The sequence below is a fragment of the Pseudomonadota bacterium genome (genome assembly GCA_034189865.1).
GTDB lineage: Bacteria > Pseudomonadota > Gammaproteobacteria > UBA5335 > UBA5335 > JAXHTV01.
The window spans coordinates 81,006-107,323 of record JAXHTV010000003.1 but is presented as its reverse complement, the minus strand read 5'-3'; the positions used below and the strand labels follow the sequence as shown (position 1 = coordinate 107,323).

Sequence of the window (26,318 nt, the reverse complement as noted above, 5' to 3'; positions counted from 1 at the left end):
GCCTTTCGTCGGTCGCGAGACCGTGAGCTGAATTACATCAACATCCCTTCGGGCATGATGTTCTGCAGCTGCATGGCGATAGACATATCGCCTTCGATCTGAATGCGACCGGACATGAACAACTGCTGCGGGTTGCCCGTGCGTTCGATCATCATTTCGCGCCAGGTTTCCTCATCGGTGACCAAAGTCATTTCGGCTTCGTCGATGCCGGGTTTGACTTCGATGTCACCCTGATTGATGTGGAAAGAATATTGGCAATCGGTGTCGGTGATGTTGAAACCGATCACGGTTGAAAAATCACCGGCGCGGTCACGAGCTTCCTGCTTCTGTTCTTCAGGAATAGCGGCAATCTGCTCAGGAATGAACTTCTCGAAGAAGTCCTGCGGCGAGATATCCTTTGGCGGTGCTGGACGATCAGCCATTCCAGTCTCTCCTTAGTATTGCTGAATTTTCCCTAATATTTGGGTTCGTTTTGAGATCCAGTATTATCCTGGATGGAGGATAGCCTAGACAAGGCGGATCAAAACTTCAAGCCTCTCGATCGGCCGTGATGACGGGCGAAGGAGCCGGGTTCTTTGAACATCGAGAGCCACTACTCATCGAACGCTACCACCGATGTTTTTCCCACCGTTCGGGATGAGCCCAGTTGTTGGGATTCAGCCAGTCGGGCGTTTGTTTGTAGCTGTTGATATCGAAGGTATATACGCGATATGTCTTGTCCTGGAAGCGATATAGGCCGCGGTTTGCCAGCCCAAGACTCAAAAATTCCTGCTCGCTCCAGTATCGCTCAGCATGCTCGGCGTTGACGACGAGCATGAGGGCTGCGGTTTGCACATCGCGCAATCGTGCGATGAGGGCGCGAACGCTCTCATGCGGGAGTTGCTCAAATATGTCTGAAACGATCGCAGCGTCGTACCGAAGGTCGGGCTCAAGTTCTGTGAGATCAGAGAACCGCGCGATTTTCTGCCAGGTTGTACTGTCTTGTAGTTGGGGGCTCTGGCCGACGAGTTGGCATGCAAGTGCACCGACGGCTAGCGCGTGTTGATGTGGCCGGTCTGCCAGATAGCTCTCTAACAGGGACTGTAAACTCTCCATCGGCTTGTCCCAACATCCCTGATGTGGTTCTCAAAGTGCTCATTGTGTTCCGGCTCGCATAGAATTGCCATCTCAGCTATGGCACTGTGCCCGAATACTCCTTTAACCAGTTTTCAAAACACTCAATAAGCAAATGAAAAAAATAGACGTGGCGTCATGGAATGGTGCATCAAGTCCCCTGGCAACGGTGGGTTGTGGGTTCAGGATTGGCGCACTGTGGCTTTGCATTTTCTTTCTGGGGGCCTGCGCAAGTTCGCCGACGGATGTGCCCAATCCCGATCCTCTCGAGCCGCTTAATAGAGCAACCTATCGTTTTAACGAAGAAGCGGATCAATGGGTGTTGCGGCCAGTCGCTAAGGCATACGATCAGATCGCGCCTGAGCCTGTCAAAATCGGCATCTCTAACTTTTTCGACAACCTCGGTGAGCCGGTTGTAGCAGTCAACAATCTCGCGCAGGGAAAACCCGTATCGGCGGCATCGGATGTGGGACGATTTGCCATCAATACTACCGTGGGTATCTTAGGCGTCATTGACGTCGCCACCCTGATGGGCCTGGGGCGAAACCGGGAAGATTTCGGCCAAACGTTGGGGTACTGGGGCATGGGTCCAGGATGGTATTTGGTGCTGCCTTTGCTGGGTAGCAGTACCGTCAGAGACGGATTCGGCATATTGGTGGATTGGCAGGTGGACCCGATCTCGCTACTGCCGTCGACCACAGAAACGACCGTCGTTCTGCTGGCGGTCGATGCGGTGAGCGTTCGGGCGTCACTGTTGCCGGCCGATCGAATCTTGGAAGTGGTCTACGATCCCTACGCCTTTACGCGGGATGCCTATCTCCAGCGGCGTCGGGTTCTGGTCAGCGATGGAACCATAGAGGACGACGAGTTGCTGGATCCGGATACGGGGATCACCCCGCCCTGGGAGCAATGAACGGTTCGCCCGCGAAAGTTCCATCGCTTGATCGTCACGACGTGGCGGCCGTTTTGTTGGCGGCTGGTCGCTCCGAGCGAATGGGTGCAACGAACAAGCTGCTGATGCAGTGGCGTGGTCAACCGCTCATCACCCACGCGTTGAATGCCTATACCCACGTCGGGTTCGGTGGTGTTTGGGTCGTAACGGGTTTTGAGCGTGATCGGCTGGCGCCGTTGATATCTCAGTCGGGCGCTTATGAAGTGTTCAATCCTGATTACCGGCAAGGTCATCTCAGCTCGTTGCAGGCAGGTTTGGCCGCGATCGGGGATCATTGGGGCGGGGTCGTAATCGGCTTGGCGGATCAACCGCTCATTACCTGTGACGAGGTGTGCGAATTGTTTTCCGCATTCCGCTCAGGGAGCGAGCAGGGCATTTTGATTCCTTTCTATCATGATAGGGAAGGGCACCCCCGGTTCTTTTCGCGTCGCCATTTTTTGGCCATGCGGCAAGCCGGGCCGTTGCTGAATCCGAAACGCTACCTGGCGGCAAATCATCACGCGATTGTTCGGGTGAACTCAGTCAATCCTTCGGTGATCGTCGATATTGATACGCCCGCGGATGCGGAGCGAATCGGCGCGGCTTAGACGGGCTGCCGCCTCTGACGGGGGCAAGCGCCTCGAATGATTCGGCACCGAGTCGCCTGAGGGTGACAGATCTCATAATCCTGAACCGCTCTGCCATAAACACCGCTCAGGTTCGATGTGAGACAATCTGTTCCCTTCGTCGCTGGCCCGATCGGTTTCGTTGTACCGGTCATGCCAAGTGCTAGGCCGCGGTATGTTGGATGCGTTTGTTTTAACTGTGCCGGAAGATGCGCGTTTTTGATGACTGCACCGGAATTTGACGATGTGATCGAGTCGCAACTGAGACTGCGGCAGCGTCGCGTACCGTATGCCGTGGCAACGGTTATCCGAACGGTGGGTTCAAGCGCCGCCAAAGCAGGTTCCAAAGCCATCATCGATGCCCATGGGAGGGTTCTCACCGGCTGGGTCGGCGGTGGTTGTGCGGAAGCCGCTGTTCGAGAGGCTGCCCGCGACTGCCTCAAAAACGGACAGACGCATGTATTACACATTGACATGACGGATGAAGTCCTTGGGATCGGCATGCCATGCGGAGGTCAAATGGACGTTTTTATTGAACCGCAGTTACCGATACCGACGGTCTGGATTTTGGGCCACGGCCGGATGGCGGAGTCGGTCGCCAGCTTGGCGGTCATGCTGGGGCTCGGTGCCATCGTGCACGATCTGAACGTGACCTCGGAGCGCTTACCCAGCCGATGTCAGATGATTAACGACGATCCCGGTTTCGAGCGGCTCGTTCCGCTGAAAGGGGACGCCGTGATTGTGGCGAGCCAGCACAAAGGCGACCACCTGGCGCTGCGTCAGGTGTTAAAGACGCCGGTTGAATACGTCGCTTTGATTGCCAGCGTGAAACGCGCCCGCCTGATTCTCGATTATCTTCGAGAGGCGGGTTTTTCGTCGGCCGATCTGGCGCGCATCAGGGCACCCGCCGGTGTCGATCTGGGTGGTCACACGGCGGAAGAAATCGCCTTGTCGGTGCTGGCCGAGTTCACGATGGTGCGGCGGGGCGGCTCCGGACAGCTGATGCGGGAGCGAATCCACTAGCTATCATCCGTCGATTAATTCACCAAGCCTGATACGCTGCCAATCTTCGCAATCATTCTAGATGAGACTATGAGCGCTTTATCTGTCCAGAATATCAACAAAACGTATGCCAATGGTCTTCGCGCGTTGCGAGATGTCACGCTCGAGGTCGCGGAAGGCGATTTTTTTGCCTTGCTCGGTCCTAACGGGGCCGGAAAATCGACACTGATCGGGATTATCAGCTCGCTGGTGAATAAGTCGTCTGGGAAAGTGGAAATCTGTGGCCATAGCATCGATACATCCCTGGAAGCGGCCAAGGCGCACTTGGGTGTGGTGCCCCAGGAGTTCAATTGCAATGGTTTCGAGACCGTGCTCGACACGCTGATCAATCAGGCGGGCTACTACGGGGTCGATCGAGGGCGCGCTTTGGTCAGTGCCGAGCGTTACCTTAAAGAGCTGAATTTGTGGGATAAACGGGACAATTCGGTGCGGTTTTTATCTGGCGGCATGAAACGTCGATTGATGATTGCACGCGCCCTGGTCCACGAGCCGAACGTCGTGATCCTCGATGAACCGACGGCGGGTGTTGATATCGAAATTCGAAGATCTATGTGGGCATTCATGCGAGAGTTGAACGCCGAGGGCATGACCATCATTCTCACCACCCACTATTTGGAGGAGGCGGAGAGCCTTTGCCGGAACATTGCCATCATCGATCACGGAGAGATTGTCGAAAACACGTCCATGAAGGCGTTGCTCTCCCGGTTGGATTCGGAAACCTTTGTGCTTTATCTCAACCAGCCCGTCACCGGACTGCCCGCCCAGCCACCTGTGACTGTGGAGCTACTTGATGAGACCACACTGGAAGTGGTGATTCACCGCGAGCAAGGTTTGAATGGCTTGTTTGCGTGGCTCAGCCGTCACGGACTGGAAGTCGTTTCCATGCGCAACAAGGCGAATCGTCTCGAACAATTGTTTATGGATCTGGTTTCGTCGGAAGGGCGAACCGAGCGATCACCCCTCGTCGGAGCGAGCGTATGAGTATGGGGTACGCCGCTCGGATTCCACGTGCTCGTCGCTATTGGGTGGCCTTTCGGTCAATTCTAACCAAAGAAGTCCGACGATTTATGCGGATCTGGGTACAAACTCTGGTGCCGCCAGCGATTACGATGAGCCTTTATTTTGTCATCTTTGGCAACCTGATCGGTCCGCGCGTGGGGATCATCGATGGCTTTGATTACATCGATTACATCGTGCCCGGTATCATCATGATGTCTGTAATCACCAATTCCTATGCCAACGTGGTGTCCTCGTTCTTCAGCGCCAAGTTTCAACGCAACATTGAAGAGATGCTGGTTGCACCGGTGCCGTCGATGGTGATTCTGCTGGGATACGTCGGCGGCGGTGTTGTGCGGGGACTCATGGTGGGTCTGGTGGTGACCGTGGTATCCATGCTGTTCATCGATTTGGATATCGCTCACCCGCTGATCACCGTTTCGGTGGTTGTGATGACGGCGACGTTGTTCTCCTTGGGCGGGTTGATCAACGCGGTGTTCGCCAGCAAGTTCGATGACATCTCGATTGTGCCCACGTTTATCCTCACGCCACTGACATACTTGGGTGGCGTGTTCTATTCAATCAGCATGTTGTCGCCGTTTTGGCAGGCGGTCTCTCAGATCAACCCGATCCTCTACATGGTCAACGCGTTTCGCTTCGGGTTCCTCGGCGTTTCGGATATCCAACTGACCACCGCCTACGGCATCGTCATTGGGTTCATTATTGCCTTGACGTCCTGGGCGCTATATTTGCTCAACCGGGGCGTGGGAATACGCACCTGACGCGATCTGAAACCGGTATTTAGGAGGGTCGCCATGAAACGGAAACTTGCGCTCATTACCGGAGGCGGTACGGGTATTGGTCAAGCTTTGGCTTGGCAACTTGCCGGCTGTGGGATGGATATCCTCATCGTAGGCCGTCGAGAGAAACCGCTTGCGGCGACGCAAGAGAAATTCCCGCAGACCATCAAGACGGTTATTGCCGACGTGGCGGAAGCACGCGGTCGGGAAGCGGTCGCCGAGGCCTGTGGTGAGCAACCGATCGGCTACCTCGTCCACAACGCCGCCGTGCTCGAACCGGTCGAACCGTTGGCTAAAATGACGCTGGAGGCTTGGCGCCAGCACATGGCGATCAACGTGGAAGGCCCGCTCTTTCTGACGCAGATACTCCTACCGCACCTAGTGGGTGGTCGCATACTACACATCTCGTCGGGAGCCGCTCATCACCCCTATGCCGGATGGGGGCCCTACTGTACGTCCAAGGCGGCGCTCCATATGGTGTATCAGGTCTACCGTGAGGAGCTGAAATACAAACAGATCGCGATCGGTAGCGCGCGTCCCGGCGTGGTCGATACGCCCATGCAAGCGTTGATTCGGCAAACGCCGCCTGATCGATTTCCAAAGCTTGAGCGTTTCCTGCAATTAAAAGAGAATGAAATGTTGGTTCGCCCGCAGGATGCGGCGCGTTTTCTCGCGTGGTTGTTGTTGGATACGACCGATCGCGAGTTTTCAGAATCGGAATGGGATATCGGTGAAGCGGAACATCGCTGGCGTACCTTCGATGCTTAGCAGCTATCTTACTTCCGCGCTACAAGGACGTAGTACACAGTTATGGGAAATAAGCCAAAAGCGCAAGAAACGACACCCGTTACCTTGACTTATGTCGCCCCCGACGGGGTGCATTTGCGGGCTGACGGATGGGGTCGATCCACCGACGTTCCAGTTATCTTGCTCCACGGCGGGGGACAAACGCGTCATGCCTGGGGGGATACCGCCAGGCGTTTGGGCGAAAACAACTGGTACGCGGTTAACCTCGATCTGCGCGGTCATGGTGACAGCGAGTGGTCACCGGATGGGCATTACGGACTCGGCGTGTTGGCCGCGGATGTGGCTGCCATCGTTGATGAGTTGGGTCGACCACCGGTTCTGGTGGGTGCGTCCATGGGCGGAATGACGGCGTTGTATGCGCTCGGCCGCATGAATCCCGAAATGGCTCGTTCACTGGTGCTCGTGGATGTCGTTCCGCGAATGGAGGGCTCGGGCGTCAAGCGCATTGTCACGTTCATGCAGTCGCATCCGAATGGCTTCGGGAGTTTGGAAGAGGCGGCCGACGCCATTGCGGAATATCGCCAGCAGCGCTCTCGACCTTCGGATCTGTCGGGCTTGAAGAAGAATCTTCGCCAACGGGAGGACGGTCGTTATTACTGGCATTGGGATCCTCGCCTGTTGCAGCCGCGGGACCCCAATGCCCTGAAGGACTACATGGGCTTGTTCGCCGCCGCCAAAGCCATTCGTGTCCCCACGCTGTTGGTACGCGGTAAACAAAGCGACGTGGTCGGGGAGCAGGGCGTGAAGGAGTTCCTGGACTTGGTGCCCCATGCAGAGTTTGTCGATGTCGCCAATGCCGGCCATATGGTCGCCGGCGACAACAACGATACGTTCACGCAGGCGATATTGGATTTTTTGGCTCGCCATTTTCACGAGACCGTTCGCTAAGCACCCGCGTCGAGACCTGGGCCAGAAAATCCGCAAACAGATATTCCAGGATCGGCAGCTGGTCGGTGAGGGTGTGGCCGCTTTTCAAAACATGTAAGCTCGCGCTGTGTTCGCGCGCAAAGCGGATACCGGCATCGACAGGCACGATTTCGTCCTGCCAGCCGTGGACAACGGCCATCAAGCGCGCGCTCGCTGGCGCGGGCAGCTCAAACCCTTGAAAATACAAGGCCGGCGCCATTAAGAACAAACCGTCGGGTTTCAATCGATGGCTTGCAGCGGCACTTACATAGCCGCCCATACTGGAGCCCACCAGCACTAGAGCGCCGTTGGTTTTCGGATGGATATCGAGGAGTTGTGCGACCCGGGTTTTCGGGTCGTGGGTATGGGAGTAGTCGGGGCTGGCAACACGATAACCGGATCGGCGGGCCACCGCTGCCAAACGGGTGATTTTGGTACCCCACGGGCCGCTTTCCTTTCCGTGGGCAAAGTACACCAGGTTGGCATCGATCATGCTGTTTTCCTCTCGTTGTGGGGGTGGGCTCATCCACAGTCGCAATTGAATGGCCGATTAGCCCGGGCTGCATCCAGCGTTGGGATGGATGATGAAAAAAGACACACTATTGGTGCACGCAGGCCGCGACCCTTCGGCTCAGAACGGGGTGGTCAATCCACCGGTCTATCGCGCCTCGACGGTATTGTTTCCCACCTTGGAAGCCCTGGAGTCGGCCTCCCGCCATCCGTTTGATCAAACCTACTACGGCCGATACGGTACACCGACGACGGTCGCCTTAGAAGAGGCTGTTGCAGCGCTGGAGGGCGCCCATCGGGCCGTTGCGACCTCTTCCGGTTTGGCAGCAATAGCGGTGGCGCTGCTGGCGTTTGTCAGCGCCGGCGATCATATCCTGGTGTCTGACAACGTCTATGGGCCAACCCGTAAATTCTGTGATAGCCAGCTCAAGCGTTTCGGTGTCGAGACGACCTACTTCGATCCCTTGATCGGTGCGGGTATCACTGAATTAATGCATTCTAATACCCGGTTGGTGTTCTTGGAGTCACCCGGTTCTTTGACCTTTGAGGTATCGGATGTGCCTTTGCTTGCGCAGGCCGCCCGTTCTCGCGGTATCCGGGTCTTGATGGACAATACCTGGGCCACGCCTTTGTATTTCGATGCCCTGGAACACGGTGTGGATGTCTCGATTCATGCCGCCACCAAATATCTTGTCGGGCACGCCGATGCGATGCTCGGAATCATCAATACCACCCAAGAAACCTTCAATGCCGTAAAACGTTCTGCGGTGGCGCTGGGCAATTGTCCGGGGTCGGAAGAATGCGCGTTGGCGTTGCGCGGTCTTCGTACCTTGTCGGTGCGTCTGGCGCGCCATCAAGCGACGGCATGGGAGCTGGCCACTTGGCTTTCATTGATGCCGCAGGTTAAGCGTGTTCTGCATCCGGCTTTGCCTGATCACCCTGGCCACGAATTCTGGAAGCGGGACTTTCGGGGAGCATCCGGCTTATTCGGTGTTGTTCTTGAGCCGGTTTCGAAGCAAGCGCTCGCAGCGATGGTGGATGGCCTGGCGCTTTTCGGGATGGGGTTCAGCTGGGGAGGCTACGAAAGTCTGATTCTGCCGGTGGAACCCGAAAAGATGCGCTCGGCAACATCCTGGCAGAGCGATGGTGTTTGCTTGCGAATTCACGCCGGATTGGAAGATATCGATGATTTGAAGGCCGATTTGGCGGCGGGGTTCGCGCGTCTCGACGACGCGATGTGAAGCGGTCGGCTGAGACATCGCATGATATTTTCAATCTAGAAGGGTGGATGACGCGGTCTGCTGAGATCTAGAGCTGCAATCGTCTAAGGTTGGGGTCCGGGTCGGATTGCGCCCAATAATCGACGAATTCCTGCCGTTTAGGCCGCACTTTCCCTAAATCGGAATCGACCACGATACCGGCATAATGCTTGGGGTCGCTTCTGAGCACCATACGGTCTTCGTCCGCGAGCAAATAACTGGCGCCGTCGCTTTGTATGTGCGGTCCCAGCCGACGGATCTCGACCTGACTGGGGAAACTGCGAAGCAATTCCACCAAACGGGGGCTTTTCCGCAACGCGGTGGCGCCGTCGAGTACCAACAGGTGGATTCGGCGTGCATGGGCCGTGATGAGAAAGGTTCGCACAGCTTCCATAAACGCCCGCTGCTCGAAAACCCCTGGTTCCAGCGCTGGGCTGAAAATGCGTAGCTCCCGTTTTGCCAAACCGACGAGATGACAATAGCTCTGGCGAACCTCATCCCAGTCCTTGAGTTGTCGCGGTTCTGCTCGGTGATCGCTGGATTCGACCATCAGGACCTCTGTCGGCGTTCAACTAATTTCGAATCAAATATCGCGCGCCTGTTCAGCCGCGTTTCCGACATACCCGTGCGGGGTCAATTCAAGTAAACGCGTTTTGACATCTTGAGGAATTTCCAACTCGGCGATGAAAGACCGAAGGGATTCCTGCGTGACCCGCTGGCCGCGGGTCAGCTTTTTCAACTTTTCGTATGGCTTCTCGATGCCGTATCGCCGCATCACCGTTTGAATGGGTTCGGCGAGTACTTCCCAATTGTCGTTCAGGTCCCGTTCCAGTACCCTCGGATCGGCTTCCAGTTTGTCGATGCCGCGGAGCAAAGACTGGTAGGCGATCAGACTATGCGCCACGCCGACTCCCAGATTTCGCAGCACCGTCGAATCGCTAAGATCCCGCTGCCAGCGTGAGATCGGCAGCTTGGACGAAAGATGCTCGAACAAGGCATTGGCGACACCAATGTTACCTTCGGCGTTTTCAAAGTCGATGGGATTGACCTTGTGAGGCATGGTCGATGACCCCACTTCATTTTCTACCGGTTTCTGGCGGAAGTAACCCACGCTGATGTAGCCCCAGACATCACGTGCGAAATCCAACAAAATGGTGTTGATTCGCGCGATGGCGCCGAAATACTCGGCCAAATAATCGTGGGGTTCGATCTGGGTGGTGTAGGGATTGTAGGCAACGCCCAGTTCGCGGACGAAACGTTGGCTTAAATCGGGCCAGTCGACTTCCGGGTAAGCGGCCAAATGGGCGTTGAAATTGCCCACCGCACCATTGAGCTTGCCCAGAATTTCAATCCGGTTGAACTGATCGCGCTGGCGCTGCAAACGATAGACGTAGTTCGCCATTTCCTTACCCAAGGTTGTCGGTGAGGCGGGTTGACCGTGGGTGCGGGAGAGCATGGGAAGATCTGCGTAGCGATGAGCCAGCGTGCGCAAGGCTTCATAGACGTCATCGAGGATGGGAACAATGGCTTGTTTACGGGCTTCTTCGCACATCAAGGCGTAACAGAGGTTGTTGACGTCCTCGGACGTGCAGGCGAAATGAATGAACTCACTAATGGCCTCGAGTTCGGGATCGCCGGCGATTTGTTCCTTCAGGAAATACTCGACCGCTTTCACGTCATGGTTGGTTGTCGCCTCAATGGTTTTAACCCGCTGGGCGTGTTCAAAACCAAATCGCTTAATGACGTTTTCCAGGCGGTCGTTGGCTTGTTTGCTCAAGGCCGGAACTTCCTGGATGGTCGGTTCCGATGCCAGCGTTTGTAGCCAACGAACTTCGACAATGACGCGATATCGAATGAGACCGAACTCGCTGAAAATGTCCCTTAACTGGAACGTCTTGTCGGCATACCGACCGTCGATGGGTGAGATGGCCGTAAGCGAAGACAGCTCCATGGATTCTCCTGTTCTCTAAACGCGGTAATCTAATTCAGTTGGAAATAATTCGGTCGCACATGATACTGCAATCTGTCGCCTTGAGTGTGGGTCGTATCAAGTTGGGATCATCACGCGGAGACTTTGAGCGCTATGGTGGACGGCGAATATCGTACTGAACGGGACAGCTTGGGTGAGCTGAAAGTGCCGGCCGAAGCGCTCTGGGGCATACAAACACAGCGGGCCGTGGAAAACTTTCCGATCAGTGGTTTACGGATGCCACGCGCGTTCATCGAGGCGTTGGGGTTGATTAAAGCCAGTGCCGCCGAAGCCAACGGCGCGCTGGAGCTGATTCCGGCCGAGCGAGTGATTGCCATTGTGCAGGCGGCAGAAATGGTTGCTTCAGGCGCCGTGGACGAACACTTTCCGGTGGATGTGTTCCAGACCGGCTCGGGTACCAGCAGTAACATGAACGCCAATGAAGTCATTGCTCAATTGGCATCGGAGCATCTTGCCGCTCCGGTTCATCCCAATGATGAAGTGAACATGGGGCAGAGCAGTAACGATGTGATCCCCACGGCGGTTCACCTCAGCGCCGTATTGCAGACGCAGCGGTTCTTGCTACCAAGCCTGGATTATCTGGAAACGGTCATACGTGAGCAGGCAGCCGCGGTGGATGATGTCGTCAAGACCGGCCGTACGCACCTGATGGATGCGATGCCCATCCGAATGTCACAGGAGATGGGCGCCTGGGCCAGCCAGGTCGGCCACGCCAAAGCACGGTTGCAAACAAGTCTGTCAGAGCTCAAGGGTTTGGCCCAGGGTGGAACGGCCGTGGGAACGGGAATCAACGCGCACCCGAATTTCCGAGCCCATTTTTTGCGGGCGCTCAACGCCCGCACCGGGATCGATTTTCAGTCAGCCCCGGACCCGTTTGAGGCCCAGAGCAGCATCGATGCACTGAGCGCTTTTTCCGGGCACTTGAAAACCTTAGGTGCCGCCCTCATTAAAATCTCCAATGATTTGAGGTGGATGAACAGCGGTCCATTGGCAGGGTTGGGCGAAATCAGCTTACCGGCACTTCAGCCGGGCAGCAGCATCATGCCCGGTAAAGTGAATCCGGTGATTCCCGAGGCCGTCGCCCAGGTCGGCGCCCAGGTGATCGGCAACGATGCGACCGTGACCGTGGCGACTCAGTCCGGCAATTTTCAGCTCAACGTCATGTGGCCACTGGTCGCTCACAATGTACTTCAGAGCGGCATGCTTTTGAGTCATGCCGCAAATGTGTTGGCCGATAAGGCCATAGCGGGTCTGACGGTAAACCGTGAACACTTGGCCGATCAGGTCGCCCGCAATCCGGTGTTGGTGACCGCACTGAATATGGTCATCGGATACGATCTTGGCGCGCGGATCGCTAAGATCGCTTATCGTGAGGAACGCCCCCTATTGGACGTCGCACGGGAAATGACCGATCTTAGCGAGGCGAGGTTGCGTGAGCTGCTCGACCCCGAAAAACTGACTCAGGGAGGAATTCCCGGCACCGATGCCGAATCATCGGACCGCGAATAGCCCGCATGATTGATTTGATTAGCGGTCGCTTGCGCGACACGCGTCCCTTGTTGGATCCGGATGAGCTGGCTTCGTATCCCGGAGCACTCAACATACCCATTGATTTCCTGCCCGTCCCGCCCGCAGAGTTGCGGCCGGCTGCCGTGCTTGTCCCGATTGTGGATGAGCAGGAGGGCATGTCCGTATTGTTAACTCAGCGGACGAATCAGTTGCGCAATCACGGCGGCCAGATCAGTTTTCCGGGGGGCGGAGTTGAATCACACGATGTCGATATCACGGCCACCGCGCTGCGTGAAACACATGAGGAAATCGGTATACCGCCGGAACAGGTCGAGGTTATCGGCTATCTGGATCCTCATCTGACGGTGAGCGGATTTTGGGTTACCCCGGTGGTCGGCTTGGTCCGTTCACCCTACCAATTGCTTCCCGACGAGCGGGAGGTAGCCGATGTTTTTGATGTCCCGCTCTCCTTCGTGATGGACCCGAAAAATCACCTCCGGCGCACGGGCAACTTCCGGGGTCAAGAGGTGGCCTATTACTCCATTCCTTACCAAGGCCGCAATATTTGGGGCGCAACGGCGGCCATGATTATCAACCTTTATCAGAAGGTGTTTTTTTGAGTTCTAATCCAACGTCGGCTGGGGAGATCTCGGAGCTATTGGAGATTATGGCTCGCCTTCGCGATCCACAAGGCGGGTGTCCGTGGGATCGCGAGCAGGATTGGCACTCGTTGGTACCCCACACCTTGGAAGAAGCCTATGAGGTGGCCGATGCCATCGAACGCCAAGACTACCAAGCGCTCCCCGGCGAGTTGGGTGACCTTTTGTTTCAGGTGGTGTTTTATGCGCGAATCGGCGAGGAGAGCAGCGCCTTCGATTTTGCGGCTGTTGTTCGCGAACTGCGCGACAAACTGATTCGAAGGCATCCCCACGTCTTCAGCGATCTCAAACTGGAAGATCAGGCGCATCAGGCGCGTCTATGGGACGAGATCAAGGCACAGGAGCGTTCGGGACGGCAAAATCGCGCAGATGTGTCCGATAACGTGCTCGGTAGCGTACCTGCGAATTTCCCGTCTTTAACGCGCGCCGCCAAACTCGGTCGGCGAGCGGCGCGTCTGGGGTTCGATTGGGATGGAATCGATGGTGTGTTGGATAAGGTTCATGAAGAGCTCGGCGAGTTGCGTGACGAGTTGACTGACCCGATTGACCTCGATCGTGCGGAAGAGGAGTTGGGCGATCTGTTGTTTTCTATCGCCAGTTTGGCTCGTCACCTGGGTGTGGACGCCGAAACCGCGCTGCGGCGGGCAAACCGCAAGTTCGAACGCCGGTTTCTGGAAATGGATCGGCTGATGAAAGTTGATGGCTTGGAGCCTGGACAAGATCAGCGCGAAGCGATGGAAGATTATTGGGCCCGGGTCAAGGCCGGTGAGCCATAGCTGTCCGTTATCTCATGGGTTTTCATAGAGCTCGCTGCGCATATAAATGTCGCCCAAATGGCGAAAAAATACCGCCAACACCGCGCTGACCGGCAATGCCAACATCACGCCGGCAAAGCCGAACAACTGCGCCCCCGCCAGTACGGCGAAGATCACAACAACCGGGTGTAAGCCGATACGGTCACCGACCAAGTTAGGTGTGATCACAGAGCCTTCCAGTATTTGGCCGATGCCGAACACGATGACGATATAGAGATAGGTCAAGGGTTCGGCTCCCGTAAACAAGGCTGAGATCAACGCCGCGCCGATACCGACGGCGAATCCCAGATAAGGCACGAAACTCACCAATCCGGCGAAGAAACCAATGACCAATGCAAACTCAACACCGGCGACCCACAAGCCCACTCCGTAGATCAAGCCCAGGGCGATCATCACCGACAGTTGGCCTCGGAGGAATGCTGCCAGCATGTCATCGGTTTCTCGAAAGAATTCTTTGGTCGGTTCCAGTAGCGGGCGCGGAACCAACCGGCTGAAGCTTTCCAACACCCGTTTCCAGTCCCGCATGAGATAGAACGCCACAATGGGAATCAACGAGAGTTTGGCGACCAAGCCCACCAACGCTAATCCGGAGCTGGTGAGGTAGCGGGCCACAAATCCGGCAGCGGTCCCCGCTTCGGATAGATTGCGCTGAATTACGGAGGCAAAACTCTGAATGTCCACTCGCGACACATCAATGCTGAAAACGTTTGATATCCAGGGCAGTGCGGTATCTTGGATCCATGAGAAGATCGCGGGTACGACGGCAATCAGGCGGCTGATTTGCTCCTGAAGAGGGGGGATCAAGATTAACACCGCACCCGATACGGCCAGAATGACGGCAGCGAATACGATGAAAACCGCCAGACTTCGAGGTACCCCCCAACCGGCGATGCGTTCTACGAAGGGCCGAAACAGGTAGGCCAATATGAAGGCCGCCGCAAATGGATCGAGCACGGGGCCCAGAAAATAAACCACAGCGAACAGGCTGAGAATGGATGCACCCCAAGCCCACCAGGGTAGGCGACCCAAATAAGCCCTGACCTGATCGAGCGAGTGCTCGCGATCCAGACTATCGGTCGATTCAGTCTCGTTCATACGCGGTCATCCGAATTCAAAAATGGGTGATGAGGCGTGCGTCGGGACCCCCGACCTTTCAGCTGGACAAGTGTCCCTCGATCCACGCGGCGATTTGGGGAAATTCCTCCGTCCGTGCAGGGTCGTTGTGGGGTTCGTGCAAACATCCGTCAAATACCCTGAGCATCTTATCCTTCAGAGCGAGTCGTTGGTAGAACTTGTGAACCGCACTGGGCGGCGAGACGGTATCGGCGCCGCCATGTACAAACAACGTCGGAACGTTTAGCCGTTGCGGTGAGGCGTTGACACGCCGCATGGCGTCCATCATTTCGGTTCCCCAGCGCGCGCTGGCCAGGCCGTGGACCAGCGGATCATTTCGGTAAGCCTCGACCACGGCGCTGTCCCGCGACAGCGCTTCAGGTTGGACGCCCAGTTTCACGCGCATCGCTGGCAGATAGCGCGACATGACCCGTGACAGAGCGATGAGCACAGGACCGGCAGCGCCCGTGGGTTCTAGTGGTGTGCCGCTCAATATCGCCCCCTTAAGCGCCGGGTTCGGGGTGTGCATGAGATAGTCCAGCGCGATCAGCGCGCCCATACTGTGCCCCATTAAGAAAATCGGCAATGCGGGTGACCGGTTCACGATTGAATCCAGCATGGCCGCAACGTCGTCTCGGTACTGTGAAAAGTCGGAGATGTGGCCCCGGCGGCCGGTTGAACGACCGTGACCTCGGTGATCGAACGCATGGACGTCGATTTGGGCTCGAACCAAGTGTTCGACCAAAGTGGGATATCGCCCACTGTGTTCTCCAAACCCATGTACCAAGAGAAGCCGGGCCCGGGCTGGGCCGCCACTGGGCCAGTGGCGGGTGAGTAAGGTTTTACCGTCGTTTGTCTTCAGCGTCGATTCTTGGCAAGTCAACATGTTGTTCTCATTCCGGATACAACGTTAACCAATACAGCAAGTGGAGTTGGGAGATCCGGCGTGGACCGTCGTCATGGTCGCACATCAGGCATTTAACCATCGCCAACTGTGATATCGGTTGTGATGAATTATTGACACATTGCGTTTAAAATAGAGCCCTTGACTGCATGGGTATCGGTGGATCGAGCAGGGGATTGTCTCTTAACCCCCTGAGAACAACCAGTCCGTATCGGGGAGGATCGGTTGTTATTCGACGAGCTGAAAAGGGGTTTGATGTCGCCCACGCGGTCACCATCGCGTTTCGCACCAGCCATCGCTGGAACACGCGCCCGTCCGAATCTTGGGGGATTTTAGGGTATGGGTGATCTTCTTCTCGCGTCGAAATCGGGCGTCGGCCGAATGGTCGGCGAGCCAGGAGCGTTTGGGCATCTGGATCCTACTCGGCATCATTATTATCGGCAGTTTGTGCCCGATTTTCGGGGGCTCAGTGTGTTGGAACCCGCATGGGGTACGACCGTGGGCAATGAGTATCTCACCAAGCAGGGCGCTCAGGTGTCGACAGTCGATATGAGCCTCTACGCGCCGGAACTAACGGGTGAGCAAGCCATCCCGTCGTTATCTGAAGCTCGCCTCAAGACCAATATGCTGCCGTTCGCCGACACAACATTCGATGTTGTGCTTTGTCATAACGTGCTGGAGCATACATCCGATTCCCTTAATGTTCTCAGTGAGCTTCACCGGCTGTTGAAGCCTGGCGGACAGTTATTCTTCAATACCTTCAACCGTTCTTGGGCAACGCGTTTTGGTTTGATCTGGAACTTGGCCTATCTGCAACGCCGCGTTCCAACGGGTTCATACACTTGGAAGAAGTTCATGACTCCCGAAGAACTGAAACGAAAGCTGGAAGCGGTGGGGTTTACGGGAATTCACATGCGAGGAATTAACCCAGGCTTGTATGGCAGCGATCGGAAGCGTCGGCGGCGGACAGACGAAAATATGCGTTTGATGTTTATGGGGCGTGCACGTAAGAACGGATCTCAGTAATTATTGGCGTAATCGTCCGTTTCTCTACTTAACGCGTCCGAGATCATGGTCCGCCAGCGGAATGAACAACTCATTGCGTGGTAACGGGCAGCGATTTTGGCGGTTAAGCTTGGCGGGTCAACGCGTTTAACATGTCGTTGATGGCGCGCTCCAGGTCATTGATATTTCCGCAACGCCGCACCATGCGGCAGAACGGCCGGTAGTTTCCCATTTCCGAATCACCTTGACCCCAGCGGTTTTCAGGCTCCGGGTTCAACCAAATGATGCCGCGACTGCGCTGCTGGATTTGACGAAGCGCGCTTGCCCCGGCGGGCAGCTGATTGTTACGTGCATCGCCCAGTATCAATACCGTGGTTTTCGGCGTCAGGGCGTCGGCGAAGCGATCCAGCATGGATTGAAAGCTTTGTCCGTAGTCGGTGTATCCCTTCGGTGCCGCAGTCAGGGCGGTATCGATCACCTCGGTCGGTTCGGATGCCTGGAACGCGCTGGTGACCTCGGCCACATCCGAACAGAAAACGAATGTTCGGCTGCGGTGGATGGCGTCAGCCAGGCTATAGAGGAAAAGTAAAAGAAACCGGCTGTAGGGTGAAACGGATCGGGAGACGTCGCAAATTGCCACGATCCGCGGGCGGTCGACCTTCTTGCGTTTCCATTGGATATCCCATAAAGCCCCGTCATAGCCGGTGTTGCGACGCAAGGTCTGCCGCACGTCCAAAAGGCCTCGTTGTGCCCGTTTGCTGCGACGGGCATGGACTGCCGCAAGACGTCGGGCGATGTGTCGTACCAATTGTTGCATCTCGGCCTGATCGCGATAGTCTTGGCTGGCGAGGCTTTTCTCCCGCAGCGATGTCTGGTGAAATCTTTCGCGCTTGCCTTTGCCGTACAGGGCCAAGTGCCGTTCCGTATACCGCTTGGCTTGTTCGATGAGTGCCTCGCGACGTTGCTGGAGTCGGGCGAGTTGTTCGTGGTCGGGGTTCTCCGACGATTCAAGGCCCGCAAGCTCCTCATCCAACGCCTCCAGGCCCAACTCGCGTAGCAAGCGATACATAAACACGTTCCGTTGGCCCAGATGCTCGATGTCGTCGAGACGAACGTGGCGTGCGGCCTCCTGCATGGCCGCCAACAACCGAGTGGAGCCGAAATCAGGGGAGGAGGTTTGCGCGATCTGCCGTTGATACCCACTGTCGGCATCATTCGGTTCGACAAGCTTTTCCAACGCGGGTTGGTAATCCGAGGTGGAGAAGAAGCGGTCGAAGACTTGTTCGAATTCCCGGCGGTCGTCCAAGGTCTTGGCCATCACCGCGGCTAAGGCATCACGCAGTACATCCCGATCCTGATAACCGACCAAGGACACCGTTCGGTAAGCCGTCAGCACTTCGTCGACAGAGACGCGTATGCCGGCACTGCGAACGGCGAACACAAATTCTTCAAAGGTCTGGTGCATGTGGTGATGTGCCGGCTATACCACGCCAATAAGGCGTTGGACTGAGAGAATGTATCGGGGTGGAAGCGAACGGACCACGCGATAACCCCGTTATTTTAGGGGTGCTGGCGGCGATATAGAAGTCAGCGACCGTCACGACACGATCATATCCCCGCAAAAAATCCGCAATGTGCCGAGCGGTAAGATGCCCGGATGCAGCCAGCAATAGGTTCGGGCATGCCAGGGTTCGGTGAAATCTTCAGCCAGGCGATTCCTTATCAGCACGATAACCTGTTGAACCGCATTCTACTGCGTGGCGTCATGGCTACACTTGGCCGCCTCGTGGAAGACGTTCGGGGTGCCGACAAATTGACGCAGATTCCCGATCCCTACATCGTCGTCCTCAATCACAGCACCCGAATCGAGGCCCTCGTCGTGCCACCCCTGTTAGCTTGGTACCGACAGGGCAAACAGATTCGTTTCCTGGCCGACTGGAACTTTCTGATGGTGCCAGGAATTTCATTGCTGTATCGACGCAATGGCGTCATTCCCGTCGTCCGAAAGCCCGCGCGCCCGAAAGTACTCAACGCCCTGCGGCCATGGATTGTGAGGCAAACCACCGGTTTCGCGGGGGCGAGCCAATCGTTGGCGAAAGGGGAGTCAGTAGGGATTTTTCCGGAAGGCACGGTCAACCGTGATCCTCATTGTCTCCTGACGGGCCAGATCGGCACGGCGAAGCTCTCACTAGACACCGGGACCCCGGTATTGCCCATTGGGATTCGATTTCCCCAGCCCAAGCGCCATGACGCGTTGGAGGCGTTTCCGACGATGCGGCTGGTTGTGGGTGATCCCCTGGATCCGTGTCAGTTCCGGTCGACGCAGCGTCGCGTATCAGCCGTGAAACAGTGGCATGAGCGGATTATGAGCGAACTGGGGCAGTTGAGCGGAAAACGTTGGGAACCGACCCTTTCCAGAATGCAGGAGCAGGCATGTCAAACGTCCACGAAATCGATGTAGAACAAGTTGCCAGCCGCGCCCAGCGGGCGGAAACGCTGAGTGTGCTGCGAGAGACTTACCGCGACGAAAAACACTGGATAGACGACGAATCCACCGTGTTTCCCATCGAGGATCTCGATAATGAACATGTGGCGTGGTTTCTTGCCACCTCGCGTGGACAGCCGGCGGGCGTGCTCCGGGTACACTACGCGCCGCCCTTACATCTGTATCGCCAATACAACCTGAAAATGACCACCCCGGGCATTGACGTGGAGGGGTTTATCAACGAGAACGCCATCGCGGAGATTGGGCGTTTCGCTGTGGTTCCGAAGCAACGCCGGCATCTGAAGATTGTGGCGGCACTGATGCGGGCTGCGACGGCCGACACCATCGCTCGCGGTTTTACCCATTACATCACTGACGTATTTGAAGGCGAGACACACAGTCCGTATCACTTTCATACGCGCGTGTTCGGCTTCACGCCGGTGGCGACCCACGAAGTCGGTGAAATGAACTGCGCCAATCGGCGGATCACGCTGATCCTCAATTTGCGTGAGGCTTATCATCGCCTAGCTGGACGACGCAATCGCGTTTTCCGGTCGATCACCGAAGGGTGGGACGAGCAATTGCATAAGCGTTTGTCGGCCTGACTGAGCGTGATTGAAAGGAGATGTACACACTGAGTTTGAATGTTATTTAACATAATATACATTATGCGCACTATAGGGCGCGTCGAACGAGCGCGTCGATTGTCCTGCCTCTAAGGTCTGTTGGATCCCGAAGGATTATCCCGGCTCGCGATTCCTCTTGCAGCCGTCGCCACGCTGCTGTGTTTCGGATGATCCGATTCGTTTTTCTTGGCGGTACGTGGCTTCGGATAACGTCTTGGGTATCGACGCCACGATCGACCTAGCCGATACAATGCCACTGCTGTTTGCCAATGGCCTGGTTACGGGTACCGTGGCGCCCGATGTGTTGAGATCACGATGCGCCAAGTCACAACGTTTTGATCAGAAAACGCACTCGCCACCTAATCGCGTTAATGTTCGTGATGGCCGTGTTGGGCGTGACGCTGGACAAAAGGATCGGCTTCGTTGTCGCCGAGATCTGCGTAGTCTATTGCTTCGTAGCCTCGGCTCGAGGGAACCGGCCAGGGGGCGTTTGCCAGCGGGTGAATTTCAAGCAGGTGAATCGATGTTTCCCGGGCGCCATTCACCGTACGCACCATGGCCGGCAGTTTCACCTCCGGTAACCAGTGTACTTCCCAATCCACACCGCCGATTTGTCCCTGGTAATGTTCGGCTTCTCCGACCGCAGTCTGGATGTTTTCCAGCCTACGCAAGCGGTTAAGTTGATCGGCAGAAATCAATTGGGTCACTTCAAGCCAGTCCGGGTAGCTTTGCAGTGCGCGCAAGTCGCCCGGTACGTACTCGATCACGCGTTTTTCTTGAGGAAATATGCGGTCGTAAGCGATTTCGCCGTTGGAAGCGCGGTGCCAGCGTTCAATGGATTGGTCACCGACTTCTCTGGCCACGAGATCGTCCGATCGCCACAGTCGCCATTGGTTGTTCTGGGATTTAGGGCGGTGCGAAATCTGTATCACGCGGGTTTCATATAAGGCTGCGATTTTACTCTGACCCAACTCCTCTGCGCCCAGGTCATGGGCTGGAAGGATCACACACATCAAAGCAAGCAGACCGCTGATAGGCGCGAAAAACTTGAAGTCAATCATTCTATGAATCAGTCCTGGTATGGCCTAAATAAGAAGAAAGCCCGCGGGCCGAGGCCGGGTGCCTCGTCTCCCGCGGGTCGTTCGTTTCGTAAGCTCCGGATTTTACGGTGATTCGATGTCTTCCAGCAGATCGGCGTACGGCTCGAGATCAATCTCCTGAACCAGATCGATCACTTCGTTCAGCTTCAGCCGGGCCGCGTGACGCATCACGTGGTAGATCACATTCTGTTCAACGACACCCCGCATCAAGTAGGAGCCCGCGCCACCGGCATAGATCGCAACGTCCTCACCGGCGTGGGTTTCGCTGCTCAGCGGAACGGTCGCTTCTTGCATATAGCTGGGGTCCGTGGTGTCAACCGCGGTTAGGTCGGGGCGACCCGAAGTAATACCGGTGTACCCTGAACCGAAGTGCGGATAGGTCTTCGGGCCTTCGCCTTGTTCGGACGAGGCGCCCGTGTACCCAGGCCCGTTGGCGTAGCTTAGCGTGGTGTAGGGTAAACCGAGCGCATCAGAACTGAAGGTTCCGGTCGGCGCACCTGAACTGTCGTTGCCCATCACCTTGCCGAGAATCGGGTTACCACGGGTCGGGTAGCCGGCGATGGTGAAGACGTGGCTGTGGTCGGCGGTGACGAGAATCAGCGTGTCTTTGTGGCTGGTCTTTTCCATCGCAACTTTCACCGCGTTGGCGAACTCGATGGTATCGGTCAGGGAACGATAGGCGTTGCCGGCATGATGTGCATGGTCAATACGACCACTTTCCACCATCAGGAAAAAGCCGTCTTCGTTCTTCGACAGGATGTCGATGGCCTTGTCTGTCATTTCACTGAGGGACGGCTCGCCGGCGGTATCCCCCGCACGATCGTATTCATATTCCATGTGGGAACGTTCGAAAAGCCCCAAGAGGTGATCGGTAGCGGATGGATCGATGGCATCGAAGCCGGCCTGATCGTAGACAAATTCCGCATTGGGGTAGCCGGATAACCACTCTGCGGTTAAATCGCGACCATCCGTACGATTCCCTGTTGCACCTGCATCTTCGGGATCGTCCATTTCTACCGGCAAGAAGTGCCGGCGACCGCCGCCCATCGCGACTTCTAACCCATCACCGTAGCCAAACTCAATCAGTTGTCGGGCGATGTCCTTACAACCCGCGGCATCTTCAGGCAGATCATCGTCGTCTTCCCAGTTGCGCTCAGGTACATGAGCGTAGGTCGCAGCCGGGGTGGCGTGGGTCAAACGGGCGGTGGTGACCACCCCGGTGGAGCGACCCATCTCTTCGTATTCTTCCAAAAAGGTTTTCAGTTCGTTGCCGAATATGCTGGCGCAATCTCCGCGAATGGCCTTTTGATCGATGCCGATCACGCCCGCCTTGGTCTTAACTCCGGTCATCATGGCGGTCATGGTGCCTGCGGAGTCCGGCGTTTGTTGGTTGGTGTTATAGGTTTTCGACAGCGCGACATAGGGCAGCTTTTCGAAGCTGAGGATGTTTTCTTCCCCGTAACCGCCTTTCATTTGACCCTCGAGAATGCGAGCCGCGGTCACGGTGGAAATACCCATACCGTCGCCTACGAACAAAATCACGTTCTTGGCCGTCAGGCGATTCTTGATCAATAGTTCAGATTTCAGAACGGACTTTGTTCCGTCACGATACCATTGGCGCGGCGTTTCGGCGGCGATCACCTGACTCGTGAGACCGATGCCGAGGATCGCCATTCCGGCGATAGCCATTCCCATGCGACGTTCCATCTTAGAGACCCCCATAGTTCAAGAGCTTGGAATGAGTTGACGGGCTCCTCCGTTCAACTTCAAGGGGGCAGGCTAGCGTTTCAGGATGGCACGCACATAACACCGGTATTGCAATTAGGTGACAGCGCTATTGCGGATCGGTGATGGCAGATGAGCGCGTTCAGGCTGTGGCCGATACGCGGATGGGGCTACATCGTGTGGGTCGGACGTTCGGCCGATAAGGCGCCGGCCAGATAGGTTTCGATTTTCTTTTGGGTGCTGCCGCCATCCTGAGCGCTGAATTGAACGCCGATTCCGGCCGTGCGTTTGTTCTGGGCACCGCTCGGTGTGATCCAGATAATCTTGCCCGCGACCGGTACTTTTTCGGCCGCGTCCATCAGGTTGAGGAGAATGAAAACCTCGTCACCGACGCGGTAGGGTTTATTGGTGGGTATGAACAGACCGCCGTTTTTGATGAAAGGCATATACGCAACATATAGTGCGCTTTTGTCTTTGATAGTGAGCGTTAAAATGCCCTGTTGTGGTCCGCGAGAGTCCATAAAACGAAAACTTATCCTCTAAAAATATCATTCATGGACTCGGTGTACGGCCCACGTAGTTGGTGGCGCCAAGGAGTCAGCAAGGTCTCTAAAAGCGCCGGTTTGTTCGCCGTGGTGCTCAACCAGGTACGGCTTTGGTAAAGCAAAGCCAAATACCGGGTGGCATTCTCCGTATCGGCGCGCTCTGCCAGTTGTTTAATGGCCGTCGCGAGTCGGGCTTGAAAAAAAGTAGGCTCAGGTCCATCGCATCCCAATTTGGACCATATCAGCGCCCGGGTCCGACCGATCATTCCCCGCATGACGAGATCGAGCGGATAATTGCGATTCCAGCCATCTGCGACGGTGACGGCATCCGTGCGGTTCAGAATCAGGTCCGCCAATTCCTGATCAAGATTGGCGTCCATGTCTACCAGGTTCTCGGTCAGAAAACGCTCGGCCAACAAAGGTGCGCCTTCTGCATAGCCGAGGCCAATGTCCGCAGCATCGGCGGCGTGCCCTTGTTCCAGCAACCATGCTTGAGCAGTCGATTGGGCTGGCAAATCGAAACGGATCATCTGACACCGGCTCCGAATGGTGGGAAGCAATCGTCCCGGTTGTTCGGTGACGAGAACAATCAGTGAATCAGCCGGTGGCTCTTCCAAGGTTTTTAGCAAGCTGTTGGCGGCAAATGGATTCATGGCCTCCGCGGGGTCGATCACCGCAATTTTCAATCCCCCGTAGAAGGCGGTCAGTCCCAAGTCCGCCGTCAGGTCGCGAACCTGGTCGATCCGGATTTGGCCCTTACCTTCCTCGGGTGTCAAATACAGGAAATCGGGGTGGGTCTGGGCATCGAACTGGCGGCAGCTGCGACAAGCGTCACACCCCTCCCCCGTCGACGTCGGGTGCGAACAAAACAATGACTTGGCCAGAACACGTGCGAAGTGATGTTTTCCCACGCCGGCGGGACCATGGAACAGCAAGCCGTGTGCGATCCGCCCGGTTTGGCGAGCAAGATTCAACTGATCCAGAATGGCGGTATGCCAGGAGAAACATGGATTGGACAAGACGGCCCCCGAATCAGCGTGTTTTCCAATCGGCGATCAGCCGGTTCATCAGGCCCTGCAGCTGAATTTGCACCTGATCCAATTCCAATGCGGCGTTGATGATGTGATACCCGGGTTGTTCCGCCCGGCGTAAATAGGTCTCGCGAACGCGCTCGAAAAAGACCGTTTGCTCTCGCTCAAAACGATCCGCGTGACCCCGCTGGACAGCACGGGCCATCGCGATCTCCAACGGCGCATCGAAAATCAGCACGGCATCCGGCCGGAGTGCACCTTGAACCCAATCTTCCAATGCGGCGATGCGTGCTTCCGGGATGCCGCGGCCGCCGCCTTGATAGGCGTAGCTGGCATCGGTAAAGCGATCGCAGATGACCCACTTTCCGGATTCCAAGGCAGGTCGGATCCGTTGTTGGATGTGCGCCGAACGGGCCGCGAACATCAGTAGCAATTCGGTGTCGGACGGCATGTCGTCACCGTGGAGCAGAAGCTCCCGGATTCGCTCACCAATGCGTGTTCCTCCGGGTTCCCGTGTCTGTTCTACCTCAATTCCGTGCCTTTGCAAATACTCGCAAACGAACGGCAGGTTGGTGCTTTTCCCGGTGCCCTCTCCCCCTTCCAGGGTGACGAAAAATCCGCGCTTCATGCTGCTTTCCGGTGACTGTTTGTTTCTAAATTCGTCATTTGCAGCGCCCTAACTGGTAGCAGCGCACCGCTTGTTCGTGTTCCTTTAAGGTCGCGGAGAACACATGCCCGCCATCACCCCGGGCGACAAAGAACAAGCTATCACCCGACGCCGGTTGAACGGTGGCGACAAGCGAGGCGCGGCCGGGTAAGGCAATCGGTGTTGGGGGCAAACCACTAATGCGGTAGGTATTGTAGTCGGTCTTTTCCCGCAGATGCGCGCGGGTGAGATTGCCGTCGAAGCGAGACCCCAACCCGTATATCACTGTGGGGTCGGTCTGCAGGCGCATGCCTAAGCGCAGCCGGCGGACAAACACGCCGGCAATTTGGCTGCGCTCGTCTGGTAGTCCGGTTTCTTTCTCGACAATAGAGGCCAGAATCAGCGCCTCATAGGGTGTTTTCAGCGGCAGATCCGGTTGCCGCTCAGCCCATGCCGCCGCCAGTTGACGCTCCATGGCTGCATAAGCTTGTTTGAGCACAGTGATGTCCGAGGTTCCGCGGGCAAAGGCGTAGGTGTCAGGGAAGAACCGTCCCTCGGGATGCTCGCCGGGTCGCCCGATGGCGGCCATGATTTCTTGTTCGGTCGAATTTTTCAGATCGTGGGTGAGCGCGTCATGGGTCGAGATAGCAACCATGACATCCCGAAATGACCAACCCTCGACCAGTGTCAGTCGATGTTGCAACACTTCACCGCGCACCAACTGATCCAGCAGCGCTTGAGGCGTGATCGCGGGTTGGATCTGATACTCGCCGGCCTTGATGGCGCCGGCGACCCCCTGCCATCGGGCGATGAGGCGAAACGGTCTCTCATGGGGCAAGATATCTCGTTTCGTCAGTTCGCGGGCGACACGGGCCAAGGAATCACCGCGCTCCACCGCGAAAACGACCGGATCGCTATAGCCGGACAAGGGCGTGGTTCGATAGTGCTCCAACCAGCGTACAGCGATCCACCCGCCCACGGCTGCGGTGGAAAGCAAAATAAGCACAATGGCAATGAGTAGGCGCGAAAAACTCAAATTCAACCCGTGATAAACGGCCGCGTAACGGGCGGCTTCTCCTGCGACACCTTACCAAAAAACGCTCGAGTGAGCGTTCCGTCAGAGCGGAAAGTCAGTACTTTCTTGGCATTCATGGA

The 26,318-nt window shown here is 56.4% G+C and carries 28 protein-coding genes; 14 read left to right on the top strand and 14 right to left on the bottom strand.

Annotated elements, in window-relative coordinates:
• Positions 1-32: 32 nt before the first annotated feature.
• On the bottom strand, positions 33-422 hold the full coding sequence (locus tag SVU69_02500; GenBank protein MDY6941869.1) for an SCP2 sterol-binding domain-containing protein: 390 nt from the start codon (positions 420-422) through the stop codon (positions 33-35).
• Positions 423-606: 184 nt separating this feature from the next.
• Entirely contained in the window at positions 607-1,095 is a 489-nt protein-coding gene (locus SVU69_02495; GenBank protein ID MDY6941868.1) for a DUF6231 family protein, read from the bottom strand.
• 148 nt (positions 1,096-1,243) lie between these two features.
• Between SVU69_02495 and SVU69_02490 the strand changes: the two genes are divergently transcribed.
• From SVU69_02490 to SVU69_02460, 7 genes are all read left to right on the top strand, one after another.
• Positions 1,244-2,026 carry a VacJ family lipoprotein gene (locus tag SVU69_02490; protein ID MDY6941867.1) on the top strand — a complete coding sequence of 261 codons (783 nt, stop codon included), beginning with the start codon at positions 1,244-1,246 and terminating at the stop codon, positions 2,024-2,026.
• Positions 2,023-2,652 (top strand): nucleotidyltransferase family protein, encoded by a 630-nt coding sequence (locus SVU69_02485; protein MDY6941866.1) that lies wholly within the window; start codon positions 2,023-2,025, stop codon positions 2,650-2,652. The genes SVU69_02490 and SVU69_02485 overlap by 4 nt, the downstream gene beginning before the upstream one ends.
• A 240-nt stretch (positions 2,653-2,892) precedes the next feature.
• Positions 2,893-3,693: an XdhC family protein gene (locus SVU69_02480; protein MDY6941865.1), complete on the top strand. Its 801-nt coding sequence runs from the start codon at positions 2,893-2,895 to the stop codon at positions 3,691-3,693.
• 69 nt (positions 3,694-3,762) lie between these two features.
• Positions 3,763-4,713, top strand: a complete 951-nt coding sequence (locus SVU69_02475; protein MDY6941864.1) for an ABC transporter ATP-binding protein — start codon at positions 3,763-3,765, stop codon at positions 4,711-4,713.
• A gap of 2 nt (positions 4,714-4,715) precedes the next feature.
• Positions 4,716-5,510 (top strand): ABC transporter permease, encoded by a 795-nt coding sequence (locus SVU69_02470; protein ID MDY6941863.1) that lies wholly within the window; start codon positions 4,716-4,718, stop codon positions 5,508-5,510.
• 33 nt (positions 5,511-5,543) lie between these two features.
• Positions 5,544-6,296: an SDR family NAD(P)-dependent oxidoreductase gene (locus SVU69_02465; GenBank protein ID MDY6941862.1), complete on the top strand. Its 753-nt coding sequence runs from the start codon at positions 5,544-5,546 to the stop codon at positions 6,294-6,296.
• A 42-nt stretch (positions 6,297-6,338) separates the two neighbouring features.
• On the top strand, positions 6,339-7,223 hold the full coding sequence (locus SVU69_02460; GenBank protein ID MDY6941861.1) for an alpha/beta hydrolase: 885 nt from the start codon (positions 6,339-6,341) through the stop codon (positions 7,221-7,223).
• On the opposite strand, the gene SVU69_02455 is transcribed toward SVU69_02460, so the two are convergent.
• Entirely contained in the window at positions 7,168-7,734 is a 567-nt protein-coding gene (locus SVU69_02455) for an alpha/beta hydrolase (GenBank protein MDY6941860.1), read from the bottom strand. The two genes, SVU69_02460 and SVU69_02455, sit on opposite strands and share 56 nt — an antisense overlap.
• A 91-nt stretch (positions 7,735-7,825) precedes the next feature.
• Here SVU69_02455 and metC point away from each other — a divergent pair, with 91 nt between their 5' ends.
• Positions 7,826-8,992 carry a cystathionine beta-lyase gene (metC, locus tag SVU69_02450; protein ID MDY6941859.1) on the top strand — a complete coding sequence of 389 codons (1,167 nt, stop codon included), beginning with the start codon at positions 7,826-7,828 and terminating at the stop codon, positions 8,990-8,992.
• A 67-nt stretch (positions 8,993-9,059) separates the two neighbouring features.
• On the opposite strand, the gene SVU69_02445 is transcribed toward metC, so the two are convergent.
• Both SVU69_02445 and purB read right to left on the bottom strand, forming a co-directional pair.
• On the bottom strand, positions 9,060-9,560 hold the full coding sequence (locus tag SVU69_02445) for a hypothetical protein (GenBank protein ID MDY6941858.1): 501 nt from the start codon (positions 9,558-9,560) through the stop codon (positions 9,060-9,062).
• Positions 9,561-9,593: 33 nt separating this feature from the next.
• Positions 9,594-10,961: an adenylosuccinate lyase gene (gene purB, locus SVU69_02440; GenBank protein MDY6941857.1), complete on the bottom strand. Its 1,368-nt coding sequence runs from the start codon at positions 10,959-10,961 to the stop codon at positions 9,594-9,596.
• Positions 10,962-11,093: 132 nt separating this feature from the next.
• Here purB and SVU69_02435 point away from each other — a divergent pair, with 132 nt between their 5' ends.
• The 3 genes from SVU69_02435 to mazG are packed head-to-tail and all read left to right on the top strand — an operon-like array spanning position 11,094 to position 13,944.
• The gene (locus SVU69_02435; GenBank protein ID MDY6941856.1) at positions 11,094-12,509 is read left to right on the top strand and encodes a class II fumarate hydratase; all 1,416 of its coding nucleotides are present in this window, start codon (positions 11,094-11,096) and stop codon (positions 12,507-12,509) included.
• 5 nt (positions 12,510-12,514) lie between these two features.
• Positions 12,515-13,129 (top strand): CoA pyrophosphatase, encoded by a 615-nt coding sequence (locus SVU69_02430; protein ID MDY6941855.1) that lies wholly within the window; start codon positions 12,515-12,517, stop codon positions 13,127-13,129.
• Positions 13,126-13,944 carry a nucleoside triphosphate pyrophosphohydrolase gene (mazG, locus tag SVU69_02425; protein ID MDY6941854.1) on the top strand — a complete coding sequence of 273 codons (819 nt, stop codon included), beginning with the start codon at positions 13,126-13,128 and terminating at the stop codon, positions 13,942-13,944. The genes SVU69_02430 and mazG overlap by 4 nt, the downstream gene beginning before the upstream one ends.
• 12 nt (positions 13,945-13,956) lie before the next feature.
• Here mazG and SVU69_02420 read toward each other — a convergent pair whose 3' ends face one another.
• Positions 13,957-15,078, bottom strand: coding sequence for an AI-2E family transporter (locus SVU69_02420; protein ID MDY6941853.1), 1,122 nt, complete (start codon positions 15,076-15,078; stop codon positions 13,957-13,959).
• Positions 15,079-15,136: 58 nt separating this feature from the next.
• Entirely contained in the window at positions 15,137-15,982 is an 846-nt protein-coding gene (locus SVU69_02415; protein ID MDY6941852.1) for an alpha/beta hydrolase, read from the bottom strand.
• A 357-nt stretch (positions 15,983-16,339) separates the two neighbouring features.
• Between SVU69_02415 and SVU69_02410 the strand changes: the two genes are divergently transcribed.
• On the top strand, positions 16,340-17,026 hold the full coding sequence (locus SVU69_02410) for a methyltransferase domain-containing protein (GenBank protein ID MDY6941851.1): 687 nt from the start codon (positions 16,340-16,342) through the stop codon (positions 17,024-17,026).
• 103 nt (positions 17,027-17,129) lie between these two features.
• Here SVU69_02410 and SVU69_02405 read toward each other — a convergent pair whose 3' ends face one another.
• Positions 17,130-18,470 carry a VWA domain-containing protein gene (locus SVU69_02405; protein ID MDY6941850.1) on the bottom strand — a complete coding sequence of 447 codons (1,341 nt, stop codon included), beginning with the start codon at positions 18,468-18,470 and terminating at the stop codon, positions 17,130-17,132.
• Between the two features lie 192 nt (positions 18,471-18,662).
• On the opposite strand from SVU69_02405, the gene SVU69_02400 reads away from it, so the two are divergent.
• Positions 18,663-19,466, top strand: a complete 804-nt coding sequence (locus SVU69_02400) for a lysophospholipid acyltransferase family protein (protein MDY6941849.1) — start codon at positions 18,663-18,665, stop codon at positions 19,464-19,466.
• On the top strand, positions 19,439-20,095 hold the full coding sequence (locus SVU69_02395; protein MDY6941848.1) for a GNAT family N-acetyltransferase: 657 nt from the start codon (positions 19,439-19,441) through the stop codon (positions 20,093-20,095). Before SVU69_02400 ends, SVU69_02395 begins: the two co-directional genes overlap by 28 nt.
• A gap of 389 nt (positions 20,096-20,484) precedes the next feature.
• On the opposite strand, the gene SVU69_02390 is transcribed toward SVU69_02395, so the two are convergent.
• The 6 genes from SVU69_02390 to mltG form a co-directional block, all read right to left on the bottom strand.
• Positions 20,485-21,177 carry a hypothetical protein gene (locus SVU69_02390; protein MDY6941847.1) on the bottom strand — a complete coding sequence of 231 codons (693 nt, stop codon included), beginning with the start codon at positions 21,175-21,177 and terminating at the stop codon, positions 20,485-20,487.
• A gap of 102 nt (positions 21,178-21,279) precedes the next feature.
• Positions 21,280-22,890, bottom strand: coding sequence for an alkaline phosphatase (locus SVU69_02385; protein ID MDY6941846.1), 1,611 nt, complete (start codon positions 22,888-22,890; stop codon positions 21,280-21,282).
• A gap of 221 nt (positions 22,891-23,111) precedes the next feature.
• Entirely contained in the window at positions 23,112-23,462 is a 351-nt protein-coding gene (locus SVU69_02380; protein MDY6941845.1) for a PilZ domain-containing protein, read from the bottom strand.
• Between the two features lie 11 nt (positions 23,463-23,473).
• Positions 23,474-24,505 (bottom strand): DNA polymerase III subunit delta', encoded by a 1,032-nt coding sequence (gene holB, locus SVU69_02375; protein MDY6941844.1) that lies wholly within the window; start codon positions 24,503-24,505, stop codon positions 23,474-23,476.
• A 13-nt stretch (positions 24,506-24,518) separates the two neighbouring features.
• Entirely contained in the window at positions 24,519-25,145 is a 627-nt protein-coding gene (gene tmk / locus SVU69_02370; GenBank protein MDY6941843.1) for a dTMP kinase, read from the bottom strand.
• A gap of 34 nt (positions 25,146-25,179) precedes the next feature.
• Positions 25,180-26,199, bottom strand: a complete 1,020-nt coding sequence (mltG, locus tag SVU69_02365; GenBank protein MDY6941842.1) for an endolytic transglycosylase MltG — start codon at positions 26,197-26,199, stop codon at positions 25,180-25,182.
• Positions 26,200-26,318: the final 119 nt, after the last annotated feature.

What these genes read in the sequence shown, in the direction of transcription:
- SVU69_02500 (MDY6941869.1), bottom strand. Translation starts at nt 422, where the DNA reads ATGGCTGATCGTCCAGCACCGCCAAAGGATATCTCGCCGCAGGACTTC.
- SVU69_02495 (MDY6941868.1), bottom strand. Translation starts at nt 1,095, where the DNA reads ATGGAGAGTTTACAGTCCCTGTTAGAGAGCTATCTGGCAGACCGGCCA.
- SVU69_02485 (MDY6941866.1), top strand. Translation starts at nt 2,023, where the DNA reads ATGAACGGTTCGCCCGCGAAAGTTCCATCGCTTGATCGTCACGACGTG.
- SVU69_02480 (MDY6941865.1), top strand. Translation starts at nt 2,893, where the DNA reads ATGACTGCACCGGAATTTGACGATGTGATCGAGTCGCAACTGAGACTG.
- SVU69_02475 (MDY6941864.1), top strand. Translation starts at nt 3,763, where the DNA reads ATGAGCGCTTTATCTGTCCAGAATATCAACAAAACGTATGCCAATGGT.
- SVU69_02470 (MDY6941863.1), top strand. Translation starts at nt 4,716, where the DNA reads ATGGGGTACGCCGCTCGGATTCCACGTGCTCGTCGCTATTGGGTGGCC.
- SVU69_02465 (MDY6941862.1), top strand. Translation starts at nt 5,544, where the DNA reads ATGAAACGGAAACTTGCGCTCATTACCGGAGGCGGTACGGGTATTGGT.
- SVU69_02460 (MDY6941861.1), top strand. Translation starts at nt 6,339, where the DNA reads ATGGGAAATAAGCCAAAAGCGCAAGAAACGACACCCGTTACCTTGACT.
- SVU69_02455 (MDY6941860.1), bottom strand. Translation starts at nt 7,734, where the DNA reads ATGATCGATGCCAACCTGGTGTACTTTGCCCACGGAAAGGAAAGCGGC.
- metC (MDY6941859.1), top strand. Translation starts at nt 7,826, where the DNA reads ATGAAAAAAGACACACTATTGGTGCACGCAGGCCGCGACCCTTCGGCT.
- SVU69_02445 (MDY6941858.1), bottom strand. Translation starts at nt 9,560, where the DNA reads ATGGTCGAATCCAGCGATCACCGAGCAGAACCGCGACAACTCAAGGAC.
- purB (MDY6941857.1), bottom strand. Translation starts at nt 10,961, where the DNA reads ATGGAGCTGTCTTCGCTTACGGCCATCTCACCCATCGACGGTCGGTAT.
- SVU69_02435 (MDY6941856.1), top strand. Translation starts at nt 11,094, where the DNA reads ATGGTGGACGGCGAATATCGTACTGAACGGGACAGCTTGGGTGAGCTG.
- SVU69_02430 (MDY6941855.1), top strand. Translation starts at nt 12,515, where the DNA reads ATGATTGATTTGATTAGCGGTCGCTTGCGCGACACGCGTCCCTTGTTG.
- SVU69_02420 (MDY6941853.1), bottom strand. Translation starts at nt 15,078, where the DNA reads ATGAACGAGACTGAATCGACCGATAGTCTGGATCGCGAGCACTCGCTC.
- SVU69_02415 (MDY6941852.1), bottom strand. Translation starts at nt 15,982, where the DNA reads ATGTTGACTTGCCAAGAATCGACGCTGAAGACAAACGACGGTAAAACC.
- SVU69_02410 (MDY6941851.1), top strand. Translation starts at nt 16,340, where the DNA reads ATGGGTGATCTTCTTCTCGCGTCGAAATCGGGCGTCGGCCGAATGGTC.
- SVU69_02405 (MDY6941850.1), bottom strand. Translation starts at nt 18,470, where the DNA reads ATGCACCAGACCTTTGAAGAATTTGTGTTCGCCGTTCGCAGTGCCGGC.
- SVU69_02400 (MDY6941849.1), top strand. Translation starts at nt 18,663, where the DNA reads ATGCAGCCAGCAATAGGTTCGGGCATGCCAGGGTTCGGTGAAATCTTC.
- SVU69_02395 (MDY6941848.1), top strand. Translation starts at nt 19,439, where the DNA reads ATGTCAAACGTCCACGAAATCGATGTAGAACAAGTTGCCAGCCGCGCC.
- SVU69_02390 (MDY6941847.1), bottom strand. Translation starts at nt 21,177, where the DNA reads ATGATTGACTTCAAGTTTTTCGCGCCTATCAGCGGTCTGCTTGCTTTG.
- SVU69_02385 (MDY6941846.1), bottom strand. Translation starts at nt 22,890, where the DNA reads ATGGCGATCCTCGGCATCGGTCTCACGAGTCAGGTGATCGCCGCCGAA.
- SVU69_02380 (MDY6941845.1), bottom strand. Translation starts at nt 23,462, where the DNA reads ATGGACTCTCGCGGACCACAACAGGGCATTTTAACGCTCACTATCAAA.
- tmk (MDY6941843.1), bottom strand. Translation starts at nt 25,145, where the DNA reads ATGAAGCGCGGATTTTTCGTCACCCTGGAAGGGGGAGAGGGCACCGGG.